This window comes from Caballeronia sp. INDeC2 (genome assembly GCF_023631325.1).
Classification (GTDB): Bacteria; Pseudomonadota; Gammaproteobacteria; order Burkholderiales; family Burkholderiaceae; genus Caballeronia.
This window is the reverse complement of record NZ_JALQDG010000011.1, coordinates 87,891-113,339: the sequence shown is the minus strand read 5'-3', so window position 1 is coordinate 113,339 and position 25,449 is coordinate 87,891. Positions and strand designations below refer to the sequence as shown.

23 protein-coding genes are annotated in these 25,449 nt (G+C 64.3%); 14 read left to right on the top strand and 9 right to left on the bottom strand.

Annotation, left to right across the window (positions count from 1 at the left end; all coding sequences use genetic code 11):
- Positions 1-117: 117 nt before the first annotated feature.
- The 6 genes from lysS to NCS28_RS08910 form a co-directional block, all read right to left on the bottom strand.
- Entirely contained in the window at positions 118-1,644 is a 1,527-nt protein-coding gene (gene lysS, locus NCS28_RS08935; protein ID WP_250513488.1) for a lysine--tRNA ligase, read from the bottom strand.
- Between the two features lie 85 nt (positions 1,645-1,729).
- A protein-coding gene (gene prfB / locus NCS28_RS08930) for a peptide chain release factor 2 (RefSeq protein WP_250513487.1) occupies positions 1,730-2,834 on the bottom strand; the annotation gives its coding sequence in 2 pieces (ribosomal slippage) (positions 1,730-2,752 and positions 2,754-2,834; 1,104 coding nt in all).
- Positions 2,835-2,941: 107 nt separating this feature from the next.
- Positions 2,942-3,343: a hypothetical protein gene (locus tag NCS28_RS08925; protein WP_250513486.1), complete on the bottom strand. Its 402-nt coding sequence runs from the start codon at positions 3,341-3,343 to the stop codon at positions 2,942-2,944.
- A gap of 315 nt (positions 3,344-3,658) precedes the next feature.
- Entirely contained in the window at positions 3,659-4,531 is an 873-nt protein-coding gene (locus NCS28_RS08920; RefSeq protein ID WP_250513485.1) for a DUF5672 family protein, read from the bottom strand.
- A 130-nt stretch (positions 4,532-4,661) separates the two neighbouring features.
- Positions 4,662-6,362: a single-stranded-DNA-specific exonuclease RecJ gene (recJ, locus tag NCS28_RS08915; RefSeq protein WP_250513484.1), complete on the bottom strand. Its 1,701-nt coding sequence runs from the start codon at positions 6,360-6,362 to the stop codon at positions 4,662-4,664.
- A 13-nt stretch (positions 6,363-6,375) separates the two neighbouring features.
- The gene (locus NCS28_RS08910; protein ID WP_250513483.1) at positions 6,376-7,470 is read right to left on the bottom strand and encodes a regulator; all 1,095 of its coding nucleotides are present in this window, start codon (positions 7,468-7,470) and stop codon (positions 6,376-6,378) included.
- Between the two features lie 251 nt (positions 7,471-7,721).
- Here NCS28_RS08910 and NCS28_RS08905 point away from each other — a divergent pair, with 251 nt between their 5' ends.
- The 9 genes from NCS28_RS08905 (at position 7,722) to ftsB (ending at position 18,822) form a co-directional block, all read left to right on the top strand.
- Positions 7,722-8,975, top strand: a complete 1,254-nt coding sequence (locus NCS28_RS08905) for a lipoprotein-releasing ABC transporter permease subunit (protein ID WP_250513482.1) — start codon at positions 7,722-7,724, stop codon at positions 8,973-8,975.
- Entirely contained in the window at positions 8,968-9,681 is a 714-nt protein-coding gene (lolD, locus tag NCS28_RS08900) for a lipoprotein-releasing ABC transporter ATP-binding protein LolD (protein WP_250513481.1), read from the top strand. Before NCS28_RS08905 ends, lolD begins: the two co-directional genes overlap by 8 nt.
- Before the next feature lie 22 nt (positions 9,682-9,703).
- A complete protein-coding gene (locus NCS28_RS08895) occupies positions 9,704-10,492 on the top strand; it encodes a TatD family hydrolase (RefSeq protein ID WP_250513480.1) in 789 nt (262 codons plus the stop codon).
- Between the two features lie 64 nt (positions 10,493-10,556).
- On the top strand, positions 10,557-13,040 hold the full coding sequence (locus NCS28_RS08890) for a ComEC/Rec2 family competence protein (RefSeq protein WP_250513479.1): 2,484 nt from the start codon (positions 10,557-10,559) through the stop codon (positions 13,038-13,040).
- 16 nt (positions 13,041-13,056) lie between these two features.
- Positions 13,057-13,878 carry an alpha/beta fold hydrolase gene (locus NCS28_RS08885; protein ID WP_250513478.1) on the top strand — a complete coding sequence of 274 codons (822 nt, stop codon included), beginning with the start codon at positions 13,057-13,059 and terminating at the stop codon, positions 13,876-13,878.
- Positions 13,879-14,050: 172 nt separating this feature from the next.
- Complete coding sequence (pyrG, locus tag NCS28_RS08880; protein ID WP_250513477.1) at positions 14,051-15,745, top strand: CTP synthase; 1,695 nt, start codon at positions 14,051-14,053, stop codon at positions 15,743-15,745.
- Positions 15,742-16,596 carry a 3-deoxy-8-phosphooctulonate synthase gene (gene kdsA, locus NCS28_RS08875; RefSeq protein ID WP_250513476.1) on the top strand — a complete coding sequence of 285 codons (855 nt, stop codon included), beginning with the start codon at positions 15,742-15,744 and terminating at the stop codon, positions 16,594-16,596. The genes pyrG and kdsA overlap by 4 nt, the downstream gene beginning before the upstream one ends.
- Before the next feature lie 357 nt (positions 16,597-16,953).
- The gene (gene eno / locus NCS28_RS08870; protein ID WP_250513475.1) at positions 16,954-18,237 is read left to right on the top strand and encodes a phosphopyruvate hydratase; all 1,284 of its coding nucleotides are present in this window, start codon (positions 16,954-16,956) and stop codon (positions 18,235-18,237) included.
- 114 nt (positions 18,238-18,351) lie between these two features.
- Positions 18,352-18,822, top strand: a complete 471-nt coding sequence (gene ftsB / locus NCS28_RS08865; protein ID WP_250513474.1) for a cell division protein FtsB — start codon at positions 18,352-18,354, stop codon at positions 18,820-18,822.
- 80 nt (positions 18,823-18,902) lie between these two features.
- Here the strand turns inward: ftsB and NCS28_RS08860 are convergent, their stop codons facing one another.
- The 3 genes from NCS28_RS08860 to NCS28_RS08850 all read right to left on the bottom strand — a co-directional run bounded on the left by NCS28_RS08860 (position 18,903) and on the right by NCS28_RS08850 (position 20,935).
- On the bottom strand, positions 18,903-19,253 hold the full coding sequence (locus NCS28_RS08860; protein ID WP_250513473.1) for a hypothetical protein: 351 nt from the start codon (positions 19,251-19,253) through the stop codon (positions 18,903-18,905).
- Positions 19,254-19,417: 164 nt separating this feature from the next.
- Positions 19,418-20,368 carry an Hsp33 family molecular chaperone HslO gene (gene hslO / locus NCS28_RS08855; protein WP_250513472.1) on the bottom strand — a complete coding sequence of 317 codons (951 nt, stop codon included), beginning with the start codon at positions 20,366-20,368 and terminating at the stop codon, positions 19,418-19,420.
- Between the two features lie 42 nt (positions 20,369-20,410).
- Positions 20,411-20,935, bottom strand: a complete 525-nt coding sequence (locus NCS28_RS08850) for a gamma carbonic anhydrase family protein (protein ID WP_250513471.1) — start codon at positions 20,933-20,935, stop codon at positions 20,411-20,413.
- Between the two features lie 227 nt (positions 20,936-21,162).
- Here NCS28_RS08850 and NCS28_RS08845 point away from each other — a divergent pair, with 227 nt between their 5' ends.
- The 5 genes from NCS28_RS08845 (at position 21,163) to NCS28_RS08825 (ending at position 25,445) form a co-directional block, all read left to right on the top strand.
- Positions 21,163-22,014, top strand: coding sequence for a ferritin-like domain-containing protein (locus NCS28_RS08845; protein ID WP_250513470.1), 852 nt, complete (start codon positions 21,163-21,165; stop codon positions 22,012-22,014).
- A 32-nt stretch (positions 22,015-22,046) separates the two neighbouring features.
- Positions 22,047-22,955 (top strand): alpha/beta fold hydrolase, encoded by a 909-nt coding sequence (locus NCS28_RS08840; RefSeq protein ID WP_250513670.1) that lies wholly within the window; start codon positions 22,047-22,049, stop codon positions 22,953-22,955.
- An 85-nt stretch (positions 22,956-23,040) separates the two neighbouring features.
- Positions 23,041-23,871: a 3',5'-nucleoside bisphosphate phosphatase gene (locus NCS28_RS08835; protein ID WP_250513469.1), complete on the top strand. Its 831-nt coding sequence runs from the start codon at positions 23,041-23,043 to the stop codon at positions 23,869-23,871.
- Positions 23,872-24,019: 148 nt separating this feature from the next.
- Positions 24,020-24,649 (top strand): L-threonylcarbamoyladenylate synthase, encoded by a 630-nt coding sequence (locus NCS28_RS08830; RefSeq protein WP_250513468.1) that lies wholly within the window; start codon positions 24,020-24,022, stop codon positions 24,647-24,649.
- A 130-nt stretch (positions 24,650-24,779) separates the two neighbouring features.
- Complete coding sequence (locus NCS28_RS08825) at positions 24,780-25,445, top strand: site-2 protease family protein (RefSeq protein WP_250513467.1); 666 nt, start codon at positions 24,780-24,782, stop codon at positions 25,443-25,445.
- Positions 25,446-25,449 lie beyond the last annotated feature (4 nt).

Genomic DNA, 25,449 nt, shown 5'->3' with positions numbered 1-25,449 from the left:
GGGCATCCACGTGTTAGCGACCTTGAAACTTTTACCAGCGGTTACATCAAAATCTGCCAGCCGAAAAAAAAGCGCGCCTCGGTGGGCGCGCTTTTTTTGTCCATAGAACCAGAAAACTCAGTCTTCGCGACGCAGATGCGGGAACAGAATCACATCGCGGATGCTCGGGCTATCGGTCAACAACATCACCAGACGATCCACGCCGATACCGCAGCCGCCCGTCGGCGGCATGCCGTATTCGAGCGCGCGAATGTAGTCGGCGTCGAAGTACATCGCTTCCTCGTCGCCGGCATCTTTCTGATCGACCTGCTTCTGAAAGCGCGCAGCCTGGTCTTCGGGATCGTTCAATTCCGAGAAGCCGTTGGCGATTTCGCGCCCCGTGATGAACAGCTCGAAGCGCTCCGTGATGCCCGGCACCGAATCCGACGCGCGCGCGAGTGGCGACACTTCGACCGGATAATCGACGATATACGTCGGTTCCCACAATTGCGATTCGGCCGTCTCTTCGAATAGCGCGAGCTGCAGCGAACCGAGACCCGCATTCAGAAAAGCGGGCTGCGCCGTATCGACGCCGAACTTCTTCAGGTCCGTGCGCAGGAATACGGCGTCGGAGAGCTGCGCGTCGGTGTACTGCGGCGCGAACTTCCGGATCGCCTGATTGATCGTCAGCCGATGGAACGGCTTGCTCAAATCGAGCTCGCGACCCTGATACGTGATGGTCGCGGTGCCGAGCGCATCGACGGCGGCCTGGCGGATCAGTTGCTCGGTGAAGTCCATCAGCCAGCGGTAATCGGTGTACGCGGCGTAGAACTCCATCATCGTGAATTCCGGATTGTGACGGGGCGACACGCCTTCGTTCCGGAAATTACGGTTGATCTCGAACACGCGCTCGAAGCCGCCGACGATCAGCCGCTTCAGATACAGCTCGGGCGCGATGCGCAGGAACATCTGCATATCGAGCGCGTTGTGATGCGTCGTGAAAGGCTTGGCCGCCGCGCCGCCCGGAATCGGGTGCAGCATCGGCGTTTCGACTTCCATGAAGTTCGCTTGCGACATGAAATTGCGGATCGACGTGACGGCCTTCGTGCGCGCCATGAACGTCTTGCGCGACTCCGGCGTGACGATCAGATCGACATAGCGCTGGCGATAGCGCATTTCCTGATCGGCCAGGCCGTGGAACTTGTCCGGCAGCGGACGCAGCGCCTTCGAGAGAAGACGCAATTCCGTGCAGCGCACCGAGAGCTCGCCCTTGTTCGTGCGGAACAGCACGCCCTTCGCGGCGATGATGTCGCCCAGGTCCCACTTCTTGAAGGCGTCGTAGGTTTCGGCGCCGACATCGGCGGGCGTCACGAAGAACTGGATCTGGCCGCTGCCGTCCTGAACCGTCGCGAAGCTGGCCTTGCCCATCACGCGCTTGAGCATCATCCGGCCGGCGATAGCCACGGGCAGGGGATTCGCTTCGAGCGCGTCTTTATCCGTTTCGGCGTACTCGCTCTGGAGCGCCGCGGCCTGATGCGTCGGGCGGAAATCGTTCGGATAGGCGACGCCTTGCTCGCGCAGCGCGCGCAGCTTGTCGCGTCGCTCGGCGATGATCTGGTTCTCTTCCAGTTCGGGAGCGGCGCCCGGTTGAGTCGGTTCGGTCATGATGATTCTTGGCTTTTAATGCGGCAAATGCGCGGCGGGATGAAACGAAAGCGGCGCGGCCGGAAGGCCACGCCGCTGCAAGGCATCAAACGCCCTGTTTCAGGCTCGCGCCGATGAAGTCGTCGAGGTCGCCGTCGAGCACGGCGCGCGTATTGCTCATTTCCACGTTGGTGCGCAGATCCTTCACGCGGCTCTGGTCGAGCACGTAGGAGCGGATCTGATGGCCCCAGCCCACGTCGGTCTTGCTCGATTCGAGCTTGTCCTGCTCGGCCTGGCGCTTGCGCATCTCGAATTCGTAGAGACGCGCCTTCAGCATCTGCATGGCTTCCGCGCGGTTGCGGTGCTGCGAGCGGTCGTTCTGGCACTGCACGACGATGCCGGTCGGCGCGTGCGTGAGACGCACCGCCGAGTCGGTCTTGTTGATGTGCTGGCCGCCCGCGCCCGATGCGCGATACGTGTCCGTGCGGATATCGGCGGGATTGATTTCGATCTCGATCGAATCGTCGATTTCCGGATACACGAACACCGACGAGAACGACGTATGCCGGCCGCCCGACGAATCGAACGGCGACTTGCGCACGAGGCGGTGAATGCCCGTTTCGGTGCGCAGATAGCCGTACGCGTATTCGCCTTCGACCTTGATGGTCGCGCTCTTGATGCCGGCGACATCGCCTTCGGATTCTTCGAGGACTTCGGTCTTGAAGCCCTTGCGTTCGCAGTAGCGCAGATATTGGCGTAGCAACATGGACGCCCAGTCGCACGCTTCGGTGCCGCCCGCGCCCGCCTGGATGTCGATGAAGCAGTTGTTCGGATCGGCCGGGTTCGAGAACATCCGGCGGAATTCCATGTCCTCGACGCGGGCCCGCAGCGCGGCGGCGTCGGATTCGCAGGCAACGAGCGTGTCTTCGTCCTGTTCGTCGCGCGCCATGTCGAAGAGATCGCTGGCGTCGCGCAGATCGTTGTCGAGCGCGGTGATGGTCGAGACCACGCCGTCGAGCAGCTTCTTTTCACGACCGAGCGCCTGCGCGTTCTTCGAGTCGTTCCAGACGTTCGGGTCTTCGAGTTCCTTGTTGACTTCGGCTAGACGCGCGGACTTGGCGTCGTAGTCAAAGATACCCCCGTAGCTCGCCCGCGCGGCGGCGCAGGTCGGCCAGAAGGCTTTCGATCGCGTTGAGACGTTCCGCTTCCATTGTCGATCTTCGGCTTCGTAAAAAGATGAAATTATAGCCGATCGACGCCTTGCGCCCGCTGGCGACGGCGCACGCGGATGCACGCCTTGCAGGCGATACGGACCTGCCTACCGCGCCTCGCGCAGCGCTTCGAGCGCCGCGACGTGCTGCGCGGATTGTTCCGGCTTCGCGCCGATTTTCCTGTCGCAGAAAGTCTTTTCGATTTTCCGTACGCAGACGAAAGTCCGCAATCTTGCTTTGAGGCAACTCAGACAAAGACCGATGAAATCGATAGGGAGCGCCGAGCTTCGCTGGGCGTTTTTTGCGCGAAGAAAATCAGATCGTCGTCTTCGACATGGCGATACATATTGAACACGCCGTGAAACCGAAGGTCCGGTCGCGCTGCACGATGAAATCCGGCTGAAAACCGGTCGGCGATATAGCAGCACCCGGGGCGTCGAAATAAATTCGAGCAGTTGCGTCATGACGAAGACGCTATATTCTTCTCGCGATTTGATGGCGGTATCCAACCGATTCGCGCATTCGCTTCGATTCGCTGGTCGGTCAGGAGAACGAGTCGCCGAAGAGGCAATTTCTTTTGGAAGTATCCAGTGCACGGGCGGTAAGCGCGGGATTCAGGCAACCCACCGCGCAAAGCGTGACATTGCGCAAGTTAATTTTTTCAGGATTCGTCGACAGAAAAAAACGTCGGCTTCCGTAACCGCGTGATTTTATTTGCGCTGGCGCGGGAGGCGTGAGCACGTCCGTGAAAATGACAATTGACTGAGTCGCGCCGGCTGGCTTCCGCATGCGATCGTTTCGCCGAAGCCAGGCTGCTTGTTTCGTCAGACGGAGATCGGTGCGCAAGCGCGCTTCGATTCGAAGAATGCAACGAGTGCCGCGGCGTCCGGTCGACTAACGCCGTTGTGAATAAGGATTTGCTCGATATGCCGCGGAGGACGCACCTCTCGCATTCGCGCATACAGTTCATGTGCGACAGCGACTTTTTCCGGCGGAAAACAGTACATCCAGAGGGCGAAGAATTCGCCCGAAGCGACCGTGGCGGGATGAGCATTTTGCGCAAGGAACCGGAGCTCGTCGACGTCGACGAAACGAGCCATGTTGAACAGCGCATGAAAGCCAAATGTCGGACCTGCCGGTTCGGTCAGCTCGATGGAAAATCGATCGGCGATGCTTTCCGGCGCAAAGCGGATTGCATATTCCGTTTCGAGCACCGGACGAAAGTTTCGACAGATGAGTACGTCTTCCGCGATGGCTGGATCAGGCTGGAATCGTGGATCGTTTGCCAAGATGTGCAAAAGCCGGGTAGAACGCAAGGAGAACCCGCCGTTTCCAACAGCCATGCCATTGGGGGAATTCGGCCAGCGTGCGCCGATGTAGTCGTATTCGAGAAAGTCGTCCGTCCATAGTCCGCCATCCAGAACGAAGCCGTCCCACTGAACGATGAGGACCCACGGCGTGCTGATGTACTTGGCGAGCTCTTTCAGGATGAAGGCGCTGTACTGTGCCGCCGAGCTAATCGAAGGAATGGAAACGAGTCTCGCATGGGTGTCGATCTGCTTGTCCGTGAGCAGAATGGTCTCCCCGAAGAGGCAGTGTTTCTCTGAAAGAGCGAGCGCTCTCGATGCAAGCACAGGGTTCAGACAGTCCACCGCGCAAAGCGTGACGTTGCGCAGATCTATTTTTTCTTTTGGCATGAGGATCGAGGAAAACCTGGCGGGCACGCCCTGGCATTGATGTCCTTGATCTCAGGACGATCAGATTTTTCGATAAATGAGACGAGGCCGAATTTAAATTCGGCGTCCCGTGCGATGCCCGACACGTCGTTCAGTCTGCATGCTCGACAATCAATTGCACCCGCGCGACACCATTCCACGAATCGCTGACGAGCCGGTACGCGACCGTCGCGCGCGGCGGCAGCGGATCGACGTGATTGAACCAGATCGCGTTGAAGCGCTGACGCCCGCGCAAAAGCGACAGCTTCAGATGCTTCTCTTTGACGAGCGCCTGCGACGCGACTTCGAACTCGCCGGAAAACGTCGGCGCGGGAAAGCCTTGTCCCCAGACGGCGGCGTCGATCAGGTCGACGAATTGCGGCGTGAAGTACGCGTCTTCCAGCTCGCCATCGGTTTCGACGGTGCGCGACAGCGCTTCGGCCGTCAGCCATTCGCGGCCTACCGCTTCGAACGCTTCGGTGAAGCGCGCGATGTCGGCGGTGGAAATCGTCAGGCCCGCGGCCATCGCGTGACCGCCGAACTTGTGGATGAGGCCGGGCTCGCGCTTGCTGATCAGATCGACGGCATCGCGCAGATGGAAACCCGGAATCGAGCGGCCCGAGCCCTTGCAGAGCGATCCACTGTCGTCGGCGTGCGCGAACGTGAACGACGGCCGGTGAAACCGCTCCTTCAACCGCCCCGCGACGATGCCGATCACGCCCTGATGCCAGCTCGCATCGTAGAGCGTGAGCGTCGCGCGCTCGCCGGGATCGATCGTCTGCAGTTCGGCGAGCGCCTGCTGCTGCATGCCGGCTTCGATCTCGCGACGCTCGCGGTTCATCGAGTCGAGTTGCTGCGCGAGTTCCCACGCGCGGCCGATGTCGTCGGTCGTCAGGCATTCGATGCCGAGCGACATGTCGGACAGCCGTCCCGCCGCGTTCAGGCGCGGGCCGAGCGCGAAACCGAGGTCGAAGCCCGACGCCGCGCGCGCATCGCGGCCGGCGGCGCGAAAGAGCGCCGCGATGCCGGGCTGCATGCGGCCCGAGCGAATCCGCTTCAAACCTTGCGCGACGAGAATCCGGTTGTTGCAGTCGAGCTTGACGACATCGGCGACGGTACCGAGCGCGACGAGATCGAGCAGGCCGTCGAGACGCGGCTCGGGCGCGTTCTCATAAGCGCCGCGACGGCGTAACTCCGCGCGCAACGCGAGCAGCACGTAGAACATCACCCCCACGCCCGCGATGCATTTGCTCGGAAATTCACAGCCCGGCTGATTCGGATTGACGATCGCGCGCGCGGCGGGCAACTCGTCGCCGGGCAGGTGATGATCGGTGACGAGCACGTCGATGCCGAGCGCGTTCGCGGCGGCGACGCCGTCCACGCTCGCGATGCCGTTATCGACGGTGACCAGCAGATCGGGCAGGCCGTTCTTCGAACGCGCCGCCAGCTCGACGATTTCCGGCGTGAGCCCGTAACCGTATTCGAAGCGATTAGGCACGAGATACCCGATGCACGCGCCGAACATGCGCAGCCCGCGCACGGCGACAGCGCAGGCGGTGGCGCCGTCGCAGTCGTAATCGGCGACGACGAGCATGCGCTTGCCCGCGGCGAGCGCATCGGCGAGCACGACGGCGGCATCGTCGCAGCCTTTCAGGCCGGCGGGCGCGTGCAGGCGCTTGAACTCGGTTTCGACTTCGTCGGGCGAGCTCACGCCGCGCGATGCGTAGAGCCGCGCGATGACGGGATGCAGGCCGTGGCGCATCAGCGCTTCGGCGTCGGCGGGAGAGGAGGCGCGGGTGACGATTCGCGTCATTGCAAGATATGCCTTATTCGATGAAGAGCGCCGCGATCGGACGGCGCCGCCAGAACTTGCGCAGATCGGAGCGCGTGACGGAGAGTGTGACCGAGCCGGTGTCGCCGCACAGCGTGATGCTCAGGCGGCCGAGCGAGCCATCGCCGAGCGCCTGCAGCGCAGGGGCGAACCATGCGTCTTCGAGTTCCTTGAGCGACGCGTTCCAGCGCGCCCAGTCCTGCTCGATGAACGGCGCGGAAAACGGATTCAGCTCGACGAGCGTCGTGCCTTGCGCGCCGTCCTTCGGCAGCGATGCAAACGACTCGGGCGGCGCCGACGGCTGCACGCCCGACGCGAGCGCGAGACCGCGCGTCGCCGCGGCGTCTGACATCACGCGTGCGAAGGGTCTCTCCACGGGACGCATCGCGCCTTGTCCGTGGAGCCAGATCGAGTTGATCGCGGGCAGCCCGCGCGCTTCGCGTTCCTGATTCAGCGGATGCTCGAACCACGCCATCTGCACTTCGTTCTGCAGTTTCATCCACGCGCGCGAGCGCTCGCCGGTGCGGGCTTCGTGCGGCAGCCAGATTTCGATGTTGCGGCCCGTCGCGCGCAGCGGCGATGCGCCCGCGAGCGCACCGAGCGCGTCGCCCGACACGTACCAGCGCAACGGCGTCGGCGCCTGCAGCGTCACGCCGAGCTCTTCGATCACCGGCCGCGCGGTCTGGAAGAGCCCGCGCGCTTCTTCCGTATGCACGCCGAGCGTCTCGGGATCGATCAGCACCAGATGATCGTGCGCGATGCGTACGTGAACAGGCTCGATGCAGGCCCAGGACGCATTGCCGGGCGTGCCGCCGTCGGCGAGCAGCATGAAGGGCGCGAGCGGGGCGTCGTCGGCGTAGCGCTGATCGGCGGGCGTGACGGCGTTAAAGCGCCGCGCGATCCAGCGTTCGTGCGGCAGCGTGCGCTGAAAATCCTCGCCGATGACGCGTTCCTCGAGCGTCGCGCGGGCGAGCAGCTTGTCGAGCGCCGCGCTCTCCAGTCCGTGCAGGGCGATGGCGGCATCCGCGGCCGAAGGCAGGGCGAACGGCAGCAGGAGATGGAGGTCGTGAACGGGCATGATGCTCGGCATTGTAGGGCAAAGCGGGTAGGGCGATGACGCGCCTCATGCCGGTTTTGCCCTGCGATCGGCGCGTGCTCGTGCGTCGCTTTCTGCATATATGGCAAACTTTCGCAAATTTCACGCTTGCGTCGTATTACTTCGTCGCCACGCATCCGCGAAGATCGCCGCCGCGTATTCAAACGATGCGGCGATGCCGTGCAAAGACCGGCCACCGCGCCACCGGGGCATAACAACGCTGGACAGCAGCAGAAAGGAATCGCTTGAAACTTCCGTACGAATGGCAGATCGGCTGGCGTTACACACGCGCCAGCAAACGCACCACAGGCAACGGCTTCATCTCTTTCATCGCGCTCGTGTCGATGGCGGGCATCGCGCTCGGCGTCGCCGCGCTGATCGTCGTGCTGTCGGTCATGAACGGCTTCCAGAAGGAAGTGCGCGACCGGATGTTGTCCGTGCTCGCGCACGTCGAAATCTTCTCGCCGAGCGGCTCCATGCCCAACTGGCAACTGACCGCGCAGGAAGCGCGGCGCAATCCGGAAGTGACCGGCGCCGCGCCTTACGTCGAGGCGCAGGCGCTTCTGACGCGTCAGGGCGCGGTGAGCGGCGTCGCGCTGCGCGGCGTCGAGCCGTCGCTGGAGCCGGAAGTGTCGGACATCGGCAAGGAGATGCGCGCGGGCAAGCTGACGGATCTCAAGCCGGGCGAATTCGGCATCGTGCTCGGCAAGGATCTCGCCGCGAATCTCGGCGTGATGGACGGCGACAAGATCACGCTCGTCGCGCCCGAAGGCACCATCACCCCGGCGGGGATGATGCCGCGGCTCAAGCAGTTCACCGTGGTCGGCGTCTTCGAGTCCGGTCACTATGAATACGACTCGACGCTGGCGCTCATCGAAATCCACGACGCCGAGGCGCTCTTCCGTCTGCCCGCGCCGACCGGCGTGCGCCTGCGCCTGAAGGACATGCAGCGCGCGCCCGAAGTCGCGCGGCAACTCGCGCGCACGCTGTCGGGCGATCTCTATATCCGCGACTGGACGCAGCAGAACAAGACATGGTTCTCCGCCGTGCAGATCGAAAAGCGCATGATGTTCATCATCCTCACGCTGATCATCGCAGTGGCGGCTTTCAATCTCGTCTCCTCGCTCGTGATGACCGTCACCGACAAACAGGCCGATATCGCCATCCTGCGCACGCTCGGCGCGCAGCCCGGCTCGATCATGAAGATCTTCGTCGTGCAGGGCGTGACGATCGGCTTCATCGGCACGGCGCTCGGCGTGACTTTCGGCTGTCTCGTCGCATGGAGCATTCCGTGGCTCGTGCCGATGATCGAGCATCTCTTCAACGTCCAGTTCCTGCCGTCGTCCGTGTATTTCATCAGCGAACTGCCGTCGGAGCTCGTGCCGGGCGATGTCGCCAAGATCGGCGTCATCGCATTCCTGTTGTCGTCGCTCGCGACGCTCTACCCGAGCTGGCGCGGCGCGAAGGTTCGTCCGGCGGAGGCGCTGCGCTATGAGTGATCTGATTCCGGCCAACAATCTGGTTCTGCAGGCATCGGCCATTTCGAAGACGTTCGTGCAGGGCGGCTTCAACGTGCAGGTGCTCGACAACGCGCAGCTCGACGTGCTGCGCGGCGAGAAGCTCGCGATCGTCGGCGCGTCGGGTTCGGGCAAGAGCACGCTCTTGCATGTGCTCGGCGGGCTGGACGAGCCGAGCGCAGGCAAGGTGTCGCTGCTCGGCAAGCCGTTCACCGAGCTGAAGGAGAAGGAGCGCAACGAGTTGCGCAACCGCGCGCTCGGCTTCGTGTATCAGTTCCATCATCTGCTGCCGGAATTCACGGCGCTCGATAACGTCGCGATGCCGCTGCGCATCCGCCGCATGGCCGAAGACGACGCGCGCCGGCAGGCGCAGGAGATGCTGGAACGCGTGGGCATCGGGCATCGCGCGAAGCATCGGCCGGGCGAATTGTCGGGCGGCGAACGGCAGCGTGTGGCGATCGCGCGCGCGCTCGTCACGCGTCCGGCGTGCGTGCTCGCCGACGAACCCACCGGCAATCTCGACGGCGGCACCGCCGACACCGTCTTCAACCTGATGCTGGAGCTGTCGCAGACGCTCGAAACGAGCTTCGTGATCGTCACGCACGATCCCGATCTCGCCGCGCGCTGCGACCGCATCATGCGCCTGCGCGACGGCGTGCTGCACGAAGAGCCGCCGGTCCCGGTATAACGCGTTCCTGCGCGGAGGCGTCATGTGGATCGATACGCACTGTCATCTCGATGCCGGAGAGTTCGACGCCGACCGCGATGCCGTCGCCGGCGCGGCGCTCGATGCGGGCGTGACGCGCATCGTGATTCCGGGCGTCGATCGCGGCAACATCGCGACGGTGCGCGCGCTCGCGCATCGCATCGCGGGCGGCGCGTACGCGCTCGGCATTCATCCGCTATTCACGCCGGGCGCGCATGAAGACGATCTGCGTGTGCTGCGCGAGGAGATCGAAGCGAGTCTCGACGATCCGTTGTTCGTCGGCATCGGCGAAATCGGGCTCGACTATTTCGTGCCGACGCTCGACGATGCGCGCCAGCAATTCTTCTACAACGAGCAGTTGAAGTTGGCGCGCGAGTTCGGCCTGCCGGTCATTTGCCACGTGCGCAAGTCGCAGGACAAGGTGCTGAAGGGCTTGCGCGTGCACGACATTCATTGCGGCATCGCGCACGCGTTCAACGGCAGTTTCCAGCAGGCGCAAGCGTTCATCGCGCAGGGCATGCGTCTCGGCTTCGGCGGCAACCTCACGTTCGAGCGCGCGCTGCAGATCCGGCGGCTGGCGACCGAGCTTCCGCTCGACGCGATCGTGCTCGAAACCGATGCGCCCGACATCGCGCCTTCGTGGCGCTACAAACAGCGCAATACGCCGGAGCAGGTCGCGCGCATCGCGAAGGTGCTCGCGCAGTTGCGCGGCATCGACGAAAGCACGCTCGCCATAGGCACGACGGCCAACGCGCACGCTGCGCTCCCACGGCTCGCGTCCGCCTCTTCATAATCGTTTCGATCGACGTGCGTCTCTGCGAGCGTGCGTCTGCGGCAACGAGAACGAAGAGGAAGAAGTGCGGGCGATTCTGCTGGGATTTGCGCTGGGCGTGTGGGGATTGCAGCAGCAGGCTCGCTTGCCGGATGCAATCGTGTGGTTCGCAGTCTGCGCGGCGTTCGTCGTTGCGATGACGCTCGGCGCGATGAGGCCGCGTGTGCGTATCGCGAGCTTCGCGATCGGCGCTTGCGTGCTCGGCTTCGCGTCCGCCGCGATGCGCGCCGAAGTCCGGTTGCGCGAGCAGTTGCCTGCCGCATACGAGCAACGCGACATCGAGCTGACGGGTTTCGTGCGCGGGCTTCCCGAGCAACAGGCGGACGGCACGCGCCTTCTCTTCGAAGTCGAAGCGAACAGTGCGGGTCTGCATGACTTTCCGCGCATCGTGCGGTTGCTCTGGATGTCGCCCGATCGCGCGACGCTCCGCGCTGGCGAGCGATGGACGCTGACCGCGCGTCTGAAGCGCGCGCACGCCAACGCGAACTTCGGCCTGCGCGATGCCGAAGCGACCCTGCTCGAACACGGCATTCGCGCGACGGGCTCCGTGTCGGCTGCGCGTGCGCCGCGGCGCCTGACTCCCGATGCGGCTGGACCGCGTCTGATGATCGACCGTCTGCGTGCCCGCGCGCGCGATCGCATCGAAAGCGTGCTTGGGCAGGCGCCGCATCGCGGGATCATCGTCGCGCTCGCGGTGGGCGCGCAGGACGCGGTCAGCGATGCCGACTGGGCCGTCATGCGCGCAACCGGCACGAGTCATCTCGTCGCGATATCGGGATTGCACATCGGCTTCGTCGCGGGACTGGCGGCGTTGGTCTGCGGCTTCGTTTGGAAGCGCTTGAGATTGCGTGGCGTGCCAGCGCCCTTGATCGCGGCGGCCCCCAAGGTCGCGGCCGCCGGTGCCGCCGTGTTCGCCGCCTGCTATGCCGCGCTCGCCGGATTCAACGTGCCGGCGCAACGCACGCTCTTGATGCTGCTGATCTTCGCCGTCGCGTTTCTTTGGGGGCGACGGCCGGCGTCGTCGCTCGTGCTTTCGTGGGCGCTCGCGATCGTGCTGATCTCCGATCCGTGGGCGGTGACATCGCCGGGATTCTGGCTGTCGTTCTGCGCCGTGGCGGCGATCCTGCACGCGATCGCGTCGGCGGGGCGAGCGGAGTCGCGCGCGCAGGCGGAAGAGCACGACGACATCGATCAGTGGGATCGCGTCGATCCGAGCGAAGTCGGCCAGCGTCCGGCGCACTCGGCCAAGTGGACGCTGCGTCCTGACATCGCGCGGCTTCATGGTCGAATTCGGCGTCACATCGCATCGAGCATGCGCGTGCAATACGCGGTGACGATCGCGCTCGCGCCGCTCACCGTCTACTGGTTCTCGCAGATTCCGTTGCTCGGTCCGCTCGCGAATGCGTTCGCGATACCGTGGATCAGCGTGCTCGTGACGCCCGCCACGCTCGCGGGCCTCATGCTCCCCGCGCCGCTCGATGCGCCGATGCTCCACGCCGCGCATGCCGCGCTTTCGGTGCTCTGCGATGGACTCGCGCGCCTTGCTGAAACAGTGCCATCGCCGCTCTGGGTTCTGCCGAAGCCGGATGCGTTCGCGCTCGCAGCAGCGTGCATCGGCGTCGCGTGGGCGCTTGCGCCGCGCGGCTGGCCGTTGCGCTTCGCCGCGCCGCTGACCTGGCTGCCGCTTCTCGCTCCCGCGGCGCATCCCGCGCCCGAAGGCGCGTTTCGCGTCACGGCGCTCGATATCGGGCAAGGCTCGGCGCTCGTCGTCGAAACGGCGCGACATACCTTGCTGTTCGACGCCGGGCCCGGTCCCGAATCGACGCACGCGGGCGAGCGCATCGTCGCGCCTTATCTGCAGGCCGCGGGCGTTCGCACGCTCGATGCGCTCGTCATCAGCCATTCGGATTCGGATCACGCGGGCGGCGCTCCCGCGGTGATGCAGTCGATCGCCGTGCGCCAGTTGCTCGCGTCGCTGCCCGCGACGGACGCGTTGTGGTCGAACGCCCGCGCACGCGGCGCGCAAACGCTGCGCTGTGCGGCGGGGCAGCGCTGGACTTGGGACGGTGTCGAATTCCGCGTGCTGTGGCCCGAGCCGGGGCCGCTTTCGGGAAAGCCGAATCATCAGTCGTGCGTGCTGAAAGTGACGAACGCGGCGGGTCGCGCGGCGCTGTTCACGGCCGATATCGAAGCGGACGTCGAACGCGCACTGATCGCTCGTGAGCCCGCCGCCTTGCGCGCCGACGTGCTGATCGCGCCGCATCACGGCAGCCGGACGTCGTCGACCGAGCCTTTCCTCGATTCTGTCGGGCCGTCCGCGGCGATATTTCAGGTAGGCTATCGCAACCGCTTTCACCATCCGAACCCGACCGTGTTCGCGCGTTACGGGCTGCGCGAGATTGCGCTCTCGCGCAGCGACGACGACGGCGCGGCGCGCATCGACATCGGCGCGGACATCGTGCTCGAGCGCTATCGGCAAACGCACGCGCGCTACTGGATGGCGCGCTAAAAGAATAGAGACACGCTTGAAAGACATCATCCATTTCTCGCACGCCAACGGCTTTCCGGCATCGGTTTATCGCACGATTTTCGCGGAGCTCTCCGACGATTACGACGTTCGCAGCATCGAGCGCATCGGGCATGACGCGCGCTTTCCGGTGACGCGCGACTGGCCGTATCTCGTTGATCAACTCATCGATGACATGAGCCGCTATCGGCGGGAAGCGGACGGCGCGCATCCGAAGGTGTGGCTCGTCGGGCATTCGCTCGGCGGCTATCTGTCGTTGATGGCGGCGCTGAAGCGTCCGCAATGGGTGAAGGGCGTCGTGATGCTCGATTCGCCCGTGATCGCGGGCTGGAGGAGCAGTCTCCTGCGCGTCACGCAATGGACCGGGCTGGACGAGCGGCTGTCGCCCGCGGCGGCGACCAGAAAGCGCCGCACGCAGTGGGAAAGCCGCGACGACGCGTGGCGGCATTTTCTGTCGAAGCCCGCGTTCGCGCGCTGGGACGAACGCATGCTGTCCGACTACATCGACTTCGGCATTCCGCAGATGCATGCGAACGGCTCGCGCGCGCTCGCGTTCGATCGGCACATCGAATATCTGGTCTACCGCACGCTGCCGCATACGCTTGGCGCGCGGGTCGCGCACGGCGTGCCGGTGCCGGTCGGCTTCATCGCGGGGACGCGTTCGCGTGAAGTGCGGCAAGTGGGACTCGGCATGACGCGGCGCATCGCCGGCTCGCGGATCGAATGGATGGAGGGCAGCCATCTCTTCCCGATGGAGCGCCCGATCGACACCGCGCGCGCAGTGCAGCGCCTGCTTAAAGCGATGGAGTCATCGTCATGATGAAGCGCTCAAGGGGGCACGAGCACGCTCGCGGGACTTGACGAACGGCCGGTGCAGCGTTCCGCAAAAATGACGCGGAAAAGCGCAGTTTTGTCGTCAATCCCGGCGTCCGGCGCGCTTCGTGGGAATCTGCCTTTACGGTATAATCCGTTTTTCCCGCGAGCATCTAGCGATGACCAAATATGTATTCGTCACCGGCGGCGTAGTTTCGTCCCTTGGCAAGGGTATTGCCGCCGCCTCTCTCGCCGCGATCCTCGAATCGCGCGGTCTCAAAGTCACTCTCCTCAAGCTCGATCCCTACATCAACGTCGACCCCGGCACGATGAGCCCGTTTCAGCACGGCGAAGTGTTCGTGACGGAAGACGGGGCGGAGACGGACCTCGACCTCGGCCACTACGAGCGCTTCATCAGCACGAAGATGCGCAAGGCCAACAACTTCACCACCGGCCAGATCTACGAATCGGTGATCCGCAAGGAACGCCGCGGCGAATATCTGGGCAAGACGGTGCAGGTCATTCCGCACATCACCAACGAAATCCAGGCTTTCGTCGAGCGTGGCGCCGCGGCGGCGACATGCGGTCAGCCGGATGTGGCGATCGTGGAAGTCGGCGGCACGGTGGGCGACATCGAATCGCTGCCGTTCCTCGAAGCCGCGCGTCAGATGAGCCTGCGCATGGGCCGCAGCAGCGCGTGCTTCGTGCACCTCACGCTGGTGCCGTTCATCGCGACCGCGGGCGAGCTGAAGACGAAGCCCACGCAGCACAGCGTGCAGAAGCTGCGCGAAATCGGTATCTATCCGAACGTGCTGCTGTGCCGCGCGGACCGCCCGATTCCGGACGACGAGCGCGCCAAGATCTCGATGTTCTCAAACGTGCCTGAAGACGCCGTGATCTCGGTGTGGGACGCGGACAGCATCTACAAGATTCCGCAGATGCTCAACGATCAGCACCTCGACGACATCATCTGCGAAGAGCTCAAGCTCTCGCCGCCGCCGGCCGATCTGACGATGTGGTCGAACCTCGTCGAGAAGCTCGAGAACCCCAGGAGCGAAGTCACCATCGGCATGGTCGGCAAGTATGTCGAGCTGACGGAGTCGTACAAGTCGCTGATCGAAGCGCTGCGTCACGCGGCCATTCACACGTCGACGAAGGTCAACATCGAGTACATCGATTCCGAGCAGATCGACGCCGAAGGCACCGAGGCGCTCAAGCATCTCGACGCCGTGCTCGTTCCGGGCGGTTTCGGCCGGCGCGGAACGGAAGGCAAGATCAAGGCGATCCGCTATGCGCGTGAATCGAAGACGCCGTATCTCGGCATCTGCCTCGGCATGCAGCTCGCGGTGATCGAATTCGCGCGCGACGTCGCCGGTCTCGCCGATGCGAACAGCACCGAGTTCGATCAGGACACGAAGAACCCGGTCGTCGCGCTCATCACCGAGTGGTACGACCGCGCGGGCCGCATCGAAAAGCGCAACGAGGAGTCGGATCTCGGCGGCACCATGCGTCTCGGTTCGCAGAAATGCCCGATCAAGCCCGGCACGATGGCCGAGCGCATCTACGGCAGCGATGTGAACGAACGTCATCGTCACCGTTATGAAGTCAATAACCGTTTCGTGCCCCAACTCGAGGCCGGCGGGCTTATCATCAGCGCCCGTACTCCGAGCGAGGATCTGCCCGAGATGATGGAGTTGCCGCAGTCGCTGCACCCGTGGTTCGTCGGCGTGCAGTTCCACCCCGAATTCACGTCGACGCCGCGCGACGGGCATCCGCTCTTCAAGGCGTTCGTCGAAGCGGCGCGCGCGCACGCCGAATCCGATGACGCGAAGGCGCCGGTCCGGACTGCGGCGACTGCGGGAGCGCAAGCATGAAGCTGTGTCACTTCGAGGCCGGTCTCGACAAGCCGTTCTTTTTGATCGCAGGCACGTGTGTAGTCGAATCGGAGCAAATGACGATCGACGTCGCCGGGCGCCTCAAGGAAATCACGGAAAAGCTCGGCATTCCGTTCATCTACAAGTCGTCGTTCGACAAGGCGAACCGCAGCTCGGGCAAGTCGTATCGCGGCCCCGGCATGGATGAAGGCTTGCGCATTCTCGGCGAAGTGAAGAAGCAACTCGGCGTTCCCGTTCTCACGGACGTGCATGTCGAGGAAGAAATCGAGGCGGTAGCCTCGGTCGTCGACGTGCTGCAGACGCCCGCGTTTCTGTGCCGCCAGACCGATTTCATTCACGCATGCGCGCGCTCGGGCAAGCCGGTGAACATCAAGAAGGGCCAGTTTCTCGCGCCGCACGACATGAAGAACGTGATCGACAAGGCGCGTGATGCCGCGCGTGAAGCGGGTCTGTCGGAAGACCGCTTCATGGCGTGCGAGCGCGGCGTGTCGTTCGGCTATAACAACCTCGTGTCCGACATGCGCTCGCTTGCGATCATGCGCGAAACCAATGCGCCGGTCGTGTTCGACGCGACGCATTCCGTGCAGTTGCCGGGCGGGCAGGGCACGAGTTCGGGCGGTCAGCGCGAGTTCGTCCCGGTGCTCGCGCGCGCGGCGGTCGCGACGGGCGTCGCGGGCCTCTTCATGGAGACGCATCCGGACCCGGCATGCGCGAAGTCGGACGGCCCGAACGCGGTGCCGCTGCATCACATGGAGGCGCTGCTCTCCACGCTCGTCACCATAGATCGCGCGGTGAAGAGCGGCCCGTTCCTCGAGAACGATTTCAACTGAGCATCTGCGGCAAAAAGGAAGTGCGGCGCGGGCGTCGTCATCGGCGGCCGTGTCACGAAGACGGGTCGCCTGGAGCGACCGGAGCAACGGAGGAGCGTGCAACGCGTCGGGGCGCGCATCAAGGCAGTATCCGCGCACCCGCGCCGATCAGCGGGCCTGACGCCGCTTTCCACCAAAGCGATGCGGATCGAATCGCTATCCGAAACGACCGCTCTTTGCGCCGGCGCTGAGCCGGCGGTCATCGAAAGGGTCTGGGCGAAGCTGTGAAGCGCGTGCCGCCGCGTGTATCGAAGTGTAAAAACAGGCGGCGCGCTTCGTTGTGACTGACAGAATTCATCGTCATTTCTTGAGGAAACCATGAGTGCTATCGTAGATATCATCGGCCGCGAGATTCTCGATTCGCGAGGCAATCCGACCGTCGAATGCGACGTGTTGCTCGAATCAGGCACGATGGGCCGCGCGGCGGTTCCGTCGGGCGCGTCCACCGGTTCGCGCGAAGCCATCGAACTGCGCGACGACGAAGCCGGCCGCTACAACGGCAAGGGCGTGCTGAAGGCCGTCGAACATATCAACACCGAGATTTCCGAAGCCATCATGGGCCTCGACGCCTCGGAACAGGCTTTCCTCGACAAAACCCTGCTCGAGCTCGACGGCACCGACAACAAGTCGCGCCTCGGCGCGAACGCGATGCTCGCCGTGTCGATGGCCGTCGCGAAGGCCGCGGCCGAGGAAGCCGGCCTGCCGCTGTACCGCTACTTCGGCGGCTCGGGCGCGATGCAACTGCCGGTGCCGATGATGAACATCGTCAACGGTGGCGCGCACGCGAACAATAGCCTGGATATCCAGGAATTCATGATCGTCCCGGTCAGCCAGCCGACTTTCCGCGAAGCGCTGCGCTGCGGCGCGGAAGTGTTCCACGCGCTCAAGAAGATTCTGGCCGAGCGCGGCATGAGCACGGCCGTGGGCGACGAAGGCGGCTTCGCGCCGAACTTCGGCAGCAACGACGAGTGCCTGTCGACGATTCTGCAGGCGATAGAAAAGGCCGGTTATCGCGCCGGTGAAGACGTGCTGCTCGCGCTCGACTGCGCGGCAAGCGAGTTCTACCACGACGGCAAGTACCAGCTCGCCGGCGAAGGCCTGCAATTGTCGTCGGCGGAATTCGCCGACTACCTCGCCACGCTTGCGGATAAATTCCCGATCGTGTCGATCGAAGACGGCATGCACGAAAGCGACTGGGAAGGCTGGAAGCTCCTGACCGACAAGCTCGGCAAGAAGATTCAGCTCGTCGGCGACGATCTCTTCGTCACCAACACGCGCATCCTTAAGGAAGGCATCGAAAAGGGCATCGCCAACTCGATCCTCATCAAGATCAACCAGATCGGCACGCTGACGGAAACCTTCGCGGCAATCGAAATGGCCAAGCGCGCGGGCTATACGGCCGTGATCTCGCACCGTTCGGGCGAAACGGAAGATTCGACGATCGCCGATATCGCCGTCGGCCTGAACGCCGGGCAGATCAAGACCGGCTCGCTGTCGCGCAGCGACCGCATCTCGAAGTACAACCAGTTGCTGCGCATCGAGGAAGACCTCGGCGATATCGCAAGCTACCCGGGCAAGTCGGCGTTCTACAACTTGCGCTAAAGCTTTTGCCGCTTTGGTCGATAAGGACGCTTAGTCGTCTTTGAAGCGTCATCTTTTGAAGCCCGCCGCCCACGGCATCCTTGCCGCCGGGCGGCGTTTATTTCGGCTACGTGAATGCGGCTCGTAACTGTCGTTCTGATCCTGTTGCTGGTGCTGATCCAATACCCGCTCTGGTGGGGCCACGGCGGCTGGCTGCGCGTGCATGAATTGCAGCAGCAACTCGCGCAGCAGACGGATAAGAACACGAACCTGAGATTGCGCAACGAGCGCGTTCAGGGCGAAGTGCAGGACCTGCAAAGCGGCACCGCCGCCGTGGAAGAGCGCGCACGCTACGAGATGGGCATGGTGAAGGACAGCGAGGTATTCGTTCAGTTCGTCGCGCCGAATTCGAATGCGCCCGTCAATTCCGCGAACGTGCCGGGCATGAACGGTTCGACGCGCGGTCAGGTATCGGCGGCGCCGTTGCGGGTGGTGCCGAATCCGGTGTCGCGTTCGAAGCAGGAACTGCGCGATCTGGACAAGAAGGCGCAGAAGGAAAAAGCAGCCGAAGCGAAGAAGAAGCAGTCGGGGGGCGCGGCACAGTAGCGTGGCGGCTTTTCGGTCGGCAAAAAAATAGCGCGGTCATCGACCGCGCTTTTTTTTTGCCCAGCCCGTTGCCGGATCGATCACCACCAGGTGCCGAATCCGACGCCGGTGCCCCAGTACGGACCGCCCCAGCCGCCGCTCGAATAGCCGCCGTAGACCGAGACCGGCGCGGGCGCATAAAACTGCGACATGGTCTTTGCCGCATTGCCCGCGGCAGCGGCTTGCTGCGATTCGTTCAGCGCCTGCTTGTCGATGGCGTTGTAGCGTTCCATCTGCTGCTGCGACGTCAACGTCTGCTGGGGCGCGGGCGGCGTATCGGGCAGACGGCTATAGATCGGCGAAGGGCCGGGCGGATCCATCATGCAGCCGGCGACGAGCGCGACGCCGGCAAGGCACGGCAGCAATTTCCAGTTGAGCGTTGCGGTTTTCATATACGACCTCCAGCGGGCCGACATCTGTACAGGAGCCCCAATCATAGCTTGCGGAGTCTGTCGTGAGTCTTATGTCGCAGGCGACGCGCCGAATGGCCGCGGGGGTCGATTGGCCCCCGCGGCCATTCGGCGCGAGCTCCACTGGACAAGCCTTTCGCAGCGTTTCAGTGCCGCCGGTCCGACGCCGGACTCACGCCTTGTGAGAGTTCTTTTGCGACAAAAAGTTGCGCAACGTCGACGGCGTCGAAGTCGTATCGCTGATTGCAGAACTCGCAATGCACTTCGACGTTGCCGCGCTCCTCGATCACGCCGTCGACTTCCTCGCGGCCGAGCATCTTGAGCATGCCGCCGACTTTTTCGCGCGAGCAGGTGCACTGAAAGCGCGCCGGCGCGGGATCGAAGTGCTGCACGTTCTCCTGCCAGAACAGGCGCTTGAAAACAGTGTCCGGTTCTTCCTTCAGCAATTCTTCGTTCGAAAGCGTGCTGCCGAGATGGCAGACGCGCTGCCAGGTGTCCGCGTCGTGCTCGCCCGGGTGCGGAACGATGCCGCCATCGCCCGGCAGCTTCTGCAGGAGCATGCCGACGGCGCGATCGGTATCGGCGGCGAGCCACAGACGCGTGTCGAGCTGCTCGGAGTGATGCATGTAGTGCTCCAGCACCTCGGCCATCGACGAGAGCGGGCCGTGCTCGCCCGACAGCGGCACGATGCCCTGATACGGTTGCTGTCCCGGCTTCTTGTCGGCCGGATCGAGCGTGATGACGCAGCGCCCGCGCCCGTGCCGGTTCAACAGCTCCGCGAGCGACATCTCGTTCTCGAGCTCGCTCTCGGCCCCTTCTGCAAGCTTCGCGGTCGCGCGCAGCGAGAGGCTGGAATCGCACTGCACGACCAGCATCTTCACCGGGCCGTCGCCGTAGATCTGCATGACGAGCGTGCCGTTGAACTTGAGGTTCGCGGACAACAGCGCGCACGCGGCCATCATCTCGCCGAGCACGTTGCGCACGGCCGCGGGATACGAGCGGCGCGCGAGCACTTCCTGCCACGTGTGGCGCAATGAGACGATCTCGCCGCGCACGGGCGCCGCGTTGAACATGAATTTCTGCAACTGGTCGTTCACAACTCTTCCTTGGGTGTGGAGGCTCGCCCGTTCGTCCGGGTCTCAGCCGATGCGCACGAGCTGCGCCTTGTAATATTCGCGCCGGTCGGCGTAACTCGCCGTGGCCGCGCGCATTCGGGCGATATCCGCCTCGCCGATTTCCCGCACCGCCTTCGCGGGCGCGCCGAGAATCAGCGTATTGTCGGGAAACACCTTGCCTTCGGTGACGATGGCGCCCGCGCCAACCAGACAGTTGCGGCCGATCACCGCACCATTCAAGACCACGGCCTGAATCCCGATCAGCGAGCCTTCCTTGACCGTGCAGCCGTGCAGCATCGCCTGATGGCCGACGGTGACATCGTTCTCTATGGTCAGAGGAAAGCCGGGATCCGCGTGCAGCACCGCGCCTTCCTGCACGTTGCTGCCACGTCCGACGACGATCGGCTCGTTGTCGCCGCGCAGCGCCGCGCCGGGCCAGACGCTCGCGTTTTCCTCGAGCGTCACGCGGCCGATGATGGTCGCGGTGTCCGCGAGAAACACGCTTTCGTGGATAGTCGGTGCGTCGTCGCCGAGTTTGTAGATGGCCACATTGTCTCCTGGGGCGTGGTGTCGTAAGGGTGGGGCGCTGGCGGCGCTAAAATGCACGCCTGCCGGTGCGGCTCGACGGTCATGGCCGTCCTCGTTGCGCCGATGCCGCGCCGATGCCGCATCGATTGTTACGCGATGCGCGGCGTGAGCCGGGATTACCATTTTAGCTGTTTGCCGTAAGCGTCCGCTGGACCGCGCCGTTCGATGCCTGTTTTCGAGATAGTCCGATGCAAGACCCTGTGATCCCCGCCGAAGCTCATGCCGATGCCGACGCCTGTGCGCGCCTCGCGGCGCTCGCCATCCTGCGCGAGCGCGAACCCGCGACGAAAGCGGCGCGCGCCAGCGCGCTGTACGAAGCGGCGCGCGAGGAACGGTCGCGAATCGATCCGCAACTCACGCTCGACGAACCCGCCGATCTGCCCGGCCGGCCGGCGCGTCCGGCGCTCGTCGAGCCGTCGTCGCTGAAGCGTCGCAGCATGCAATCGGATGCGGGTCGCGCCGTGCTGGTGCATGCGCTCGCGCACATCGAATTCAATGCGATCAATCTCGCGCTCGACGCCGTCTGGCGATTTCCGTCGATGCCGCAGGACTTTTATCTCGACTGGTTGAAAGTGGCGGCGGAGGAGGCGCATCACTTTTCGCTGCTCAACGCGCGGCTGGCCGAATTCGGTCATGCCTATGGCGATTTCCCGGCGCACGACGGCCTGTGGGACATGGCGCAGCGCACGCGCGGCGACGTGCTCGCCCGCATGGCGCTCGTGCCGCGCACGCTGGAAGCTCGCGGGCTCGACGCATCGCCGCCGATACGCAAGCGCCTCGCGCAGGCGGGCGACCACGCGTCGGCCGCGATTCTCGACGTGATCTTGCGCGACGAAATCGGCCACGTGCTGATCGGCAATCGCTGGTTCCGCTTCCTGTGCGATGGCCAAGGTCTCGATCCGCACACGACTTACGAGCGCCTCGCCGGGCAGTATCACGCGCCGAAGCTGCGCGGCCCGTTCAACTTCGAGGCGCGCCGCGACGCGGGCTTCGACGAGGCGGAACTGCGCGCGCTCGCCGGCCTCGACGACGCAAAGTAGGGCGCACACATCGTCGTTATAATCGAACGATCATCCTTTTTAACCGAGACGACACCACGAACGAATCGCGCTCCGAATTCGTCGATGCGCGCGGCGTGCGTCTGCATGTACGCTGCTGGGGCTCGCCCGACGCGCCGATACTTTTCATGCTGCACGGCTGGATGGATATGAGCGCGTCGTTCCAGTTCGTCGTCGACGCGCTCGCCGGCGACTGGCAAGTGCTCGCGCCCGACGCGCGCGGTTTCGGGCTGTCGGACTGGCCCATCGCTCAAAAGGGCGGCGGCCATTACTACTTTCCCGACTATCTCGCCGATCTCGACATCCTCGTCGATCGATTCGCGCCGGGCGCGCAGGTGAATCTCGTCGGCCACAGCATGGGCGCGAACGTCGCGCTGCTCTATGCGGGCGTGCGGCCCGAGCGCGTGCGCCGCGTCGTCGATCTGGAAGGCTTTGGGCTGCCGGCGGCGCGCGCATCGCAATCGCCGGGGCGCATCGCGCAATGGCTCGACGATCTCCGCACGCCGCCCGCGCTGCGCAGCTATGCGAGCCTCGACGAAGTCGCCGATCGGCTGATCCGCACGAATCCACGTCTGCCGCTCGCACGCGCGCGCTATCTCGCGCAGCACTGGTCGCGCGAGGAGGGCGACGGGCGTTTCCATCTGCTTGCCGATCCGGCGCACAAGTTGCGTGGACCGACGCTGTACCGGCTGGACGAGGTGAGCGCCGCGTGGGGGCGCGTGACGGCGCCGGTGCTGCACGTCGAGGCGAAGGACTCGCCGACGCTCGCCACGTTCGCGGGGCAGACGCCCGTGGCCGAATTCAAGTCGCGCTTTGCCGTTTTTGCCGACTGGCGTGAGGAAATCGTCGACGATGCCGGGCACATGATCCATCACGATCAGCCGGAACGCGTCGCGGCGCTGATCGAATCGTTCTGCGCGTGAGCGTCGGGCCACGATTCGAAGGAACTACATAACCGGCGTGTCATGCCGTTACACTTAGAATGTCAGTGAAACCCCAGAGCCGAAAATGAACGCCGATCTGCATTGCCACTCCACCGTGTCCGACGGCCAGTTCGCGCCCGCCGAAGTCGCGGAGCGCGCGCATGCGAACGGGGTGACGCTGTGGTCGCTCACGGATCACGATCAGCTCGGCGGCCAAAAGGAAGCGCGCACGGCTGCCGAGGCGCTCGGGATGCGCTATCTGCCGGGCGTCGAGATTTCGGTGACGTGGGCGTCGCGCACGGTGCATATCGTCGGCATGAACGTCGATCCGGAAAACGAAGCGCTGCTCGCGGGACTCGAAGCGACGCGCAACGGGCGTGCGGCGCGCGGCGTGGCGATCGGCGAGGCGCTCGCGGCGGTCGGCATTCCGGATTGCTACCAGGGCGCGCTGCGCTTCACCGACGACCCTGACATGATTTCGCGCACGCACTTCGCGCGGTATCTGGTGGAGGCGGGTTACGCGCAGTCCACCTCGGACGTGTTCGCGCGCTATCTCGGCGACGGCAAGCCGGGTTTCGTCGGGCATCGCTGGGCGAAGCTCGCGGACGCCGTCAAATGGATTAAGGACGCGGGCGGCGAGCCGATCATCGCGCATCCGGGACGCTACGATTTCACGCCGGTCGAATTCGCCGCGCTCTTCGACGAATTCATTCAGTTTGGCGGGCGTGCGATCGAGGTCGTGACGGGCAGCCACACGCCCGATCAATACCGCGAATACGCCGATGTCGCGCGCCGCTACGGCTTCGAGGCGTCGCGCGGCTCGGACTTCCACGGCGCGGGAGAAGGGCGCGTCGATCTCGGCCTGCTTCCGCCGCTGCCCGACGATCTCACGCCCGTCTGGGAGCGCTGGCTGTAGCGTTCCCGCGGCGCGCGTCGTTGCAGCCTGCGCGCACGGTCTTTGCGTCACCCAGGATTTTCCGCACGCACATCGCGTCGGGCGCGTTCGCGCGCGATTCGCGCCACTTGGGCCTTCGCGATAACGATCGAAACAATAAGGCGTCGCCATGTCTCAATTTTTTCGCATTCATCCGGACAATCCGCAGCCGCGGCTCATCAATCAGGCCGTGCAGATCATCAAGGACGGCGGTGTCGTCGCATTGCCGACGGATTCGAGCTATGCGCTCGGATGCCATCTCGACGACAAGGACGCCGTCGAGCGATTGCGACGGATTCGCGGCATCGACGACAAGCAACTGCTGTCGCTGCTCGTGCGTGATCTCTCCGAGCTTTCCAACTTCGCAATGGTCGACAACCAGCAATACCGGCTGATCAAGTCGGTGACGCCGGGGCCATACGTCTTCGTGCTGCAGGCGACCAAGGAAGTGCCGCGCCGGCTGTCGCACCCGTCGCGCAAGACGATCGGGCTGCGCGTGCCGGATCACGCGATCACGCTCGCGCTGCTGGAGGCGCTCGGCGAGCCGCTCCTCGCCTCGACGCTGATCCTGCCGCCCGACACCGAGCCGCTCAACGACGCGGAGGAAATACGCGAGCGGCTGGAAAAGCAGATCGAGCTCGTGATCGATGCCGGCGCGTGTCCGGCGGAGCCGTCGACGGTGATCGACCTTTCATCGGGGGAGCCAGTGCTCGTGCGCGCGGGGAGAGGCAGTCTCGAACCGTTCGGGCTCACGGCGTAAGCGCCGCGCAGTAGCGCACACGGGCACCCGACCCGACCAGGCGTTATCGCATGTCATGGCGAAATAGTTGCGCGCCCCGCACCGTCGTGCGCGGCTGTTCGGACCTGCCTGCTTGATACAATAGCGCCCCATGGACCCTTCCCTGATACAGACCATCGCGGTTTACGCGCTCCCCGTGATCTTCGCGATCACGCTGCACGAGGCCGCGCATGGCTATGCCGCGCGCTTGCTCGGCGACAACACGGCCTACGTTCTGGGCCGCGTTTCCATGAATCCGATGCGCCATATCGATCCGATCGGAACGATCGTGATTCCGATCGTCCTGTATTTCGTGACGAGCGGCGCGTTCATGTTCGGCTACGCGAAGCCCGTGCCGGTGGCCTTCGGCAACCTGCGCAATCCGCGCTGGGGCAGCCTGTGGGTCGCCGCGGCCGGCCCCGGCAGCAACTTCGTGCAGGCGCTCGTCTGGGGCGTGATCGCGGTGCTGCTCGCGGCCTTTCACGTCGACGAACTGTTCTTCACGCGCATGGCGGCCGCGGGCGTCGGCGTGAATCTCGTGCTCGGCGTGCTGAATCTTTTCCCGTTGCCTCCGCTCGACGGCGGCCGTGTCGTCATGGCGCTCCTGCCGGTGCGCGCGTCGATCGCGTTTTCGAAGCTCGAGCCGTACGGCTTCTTCATCGTGATGGCGCTCGTCGTGACCGGCGTGCTGACCCGCTACTGGCTCGGGCCGCTCGTGAACGTCGGCTATACGGCGGTGTCGGCTATTCTGAATCCCCTCGCTTCACTATTCCCATAACATC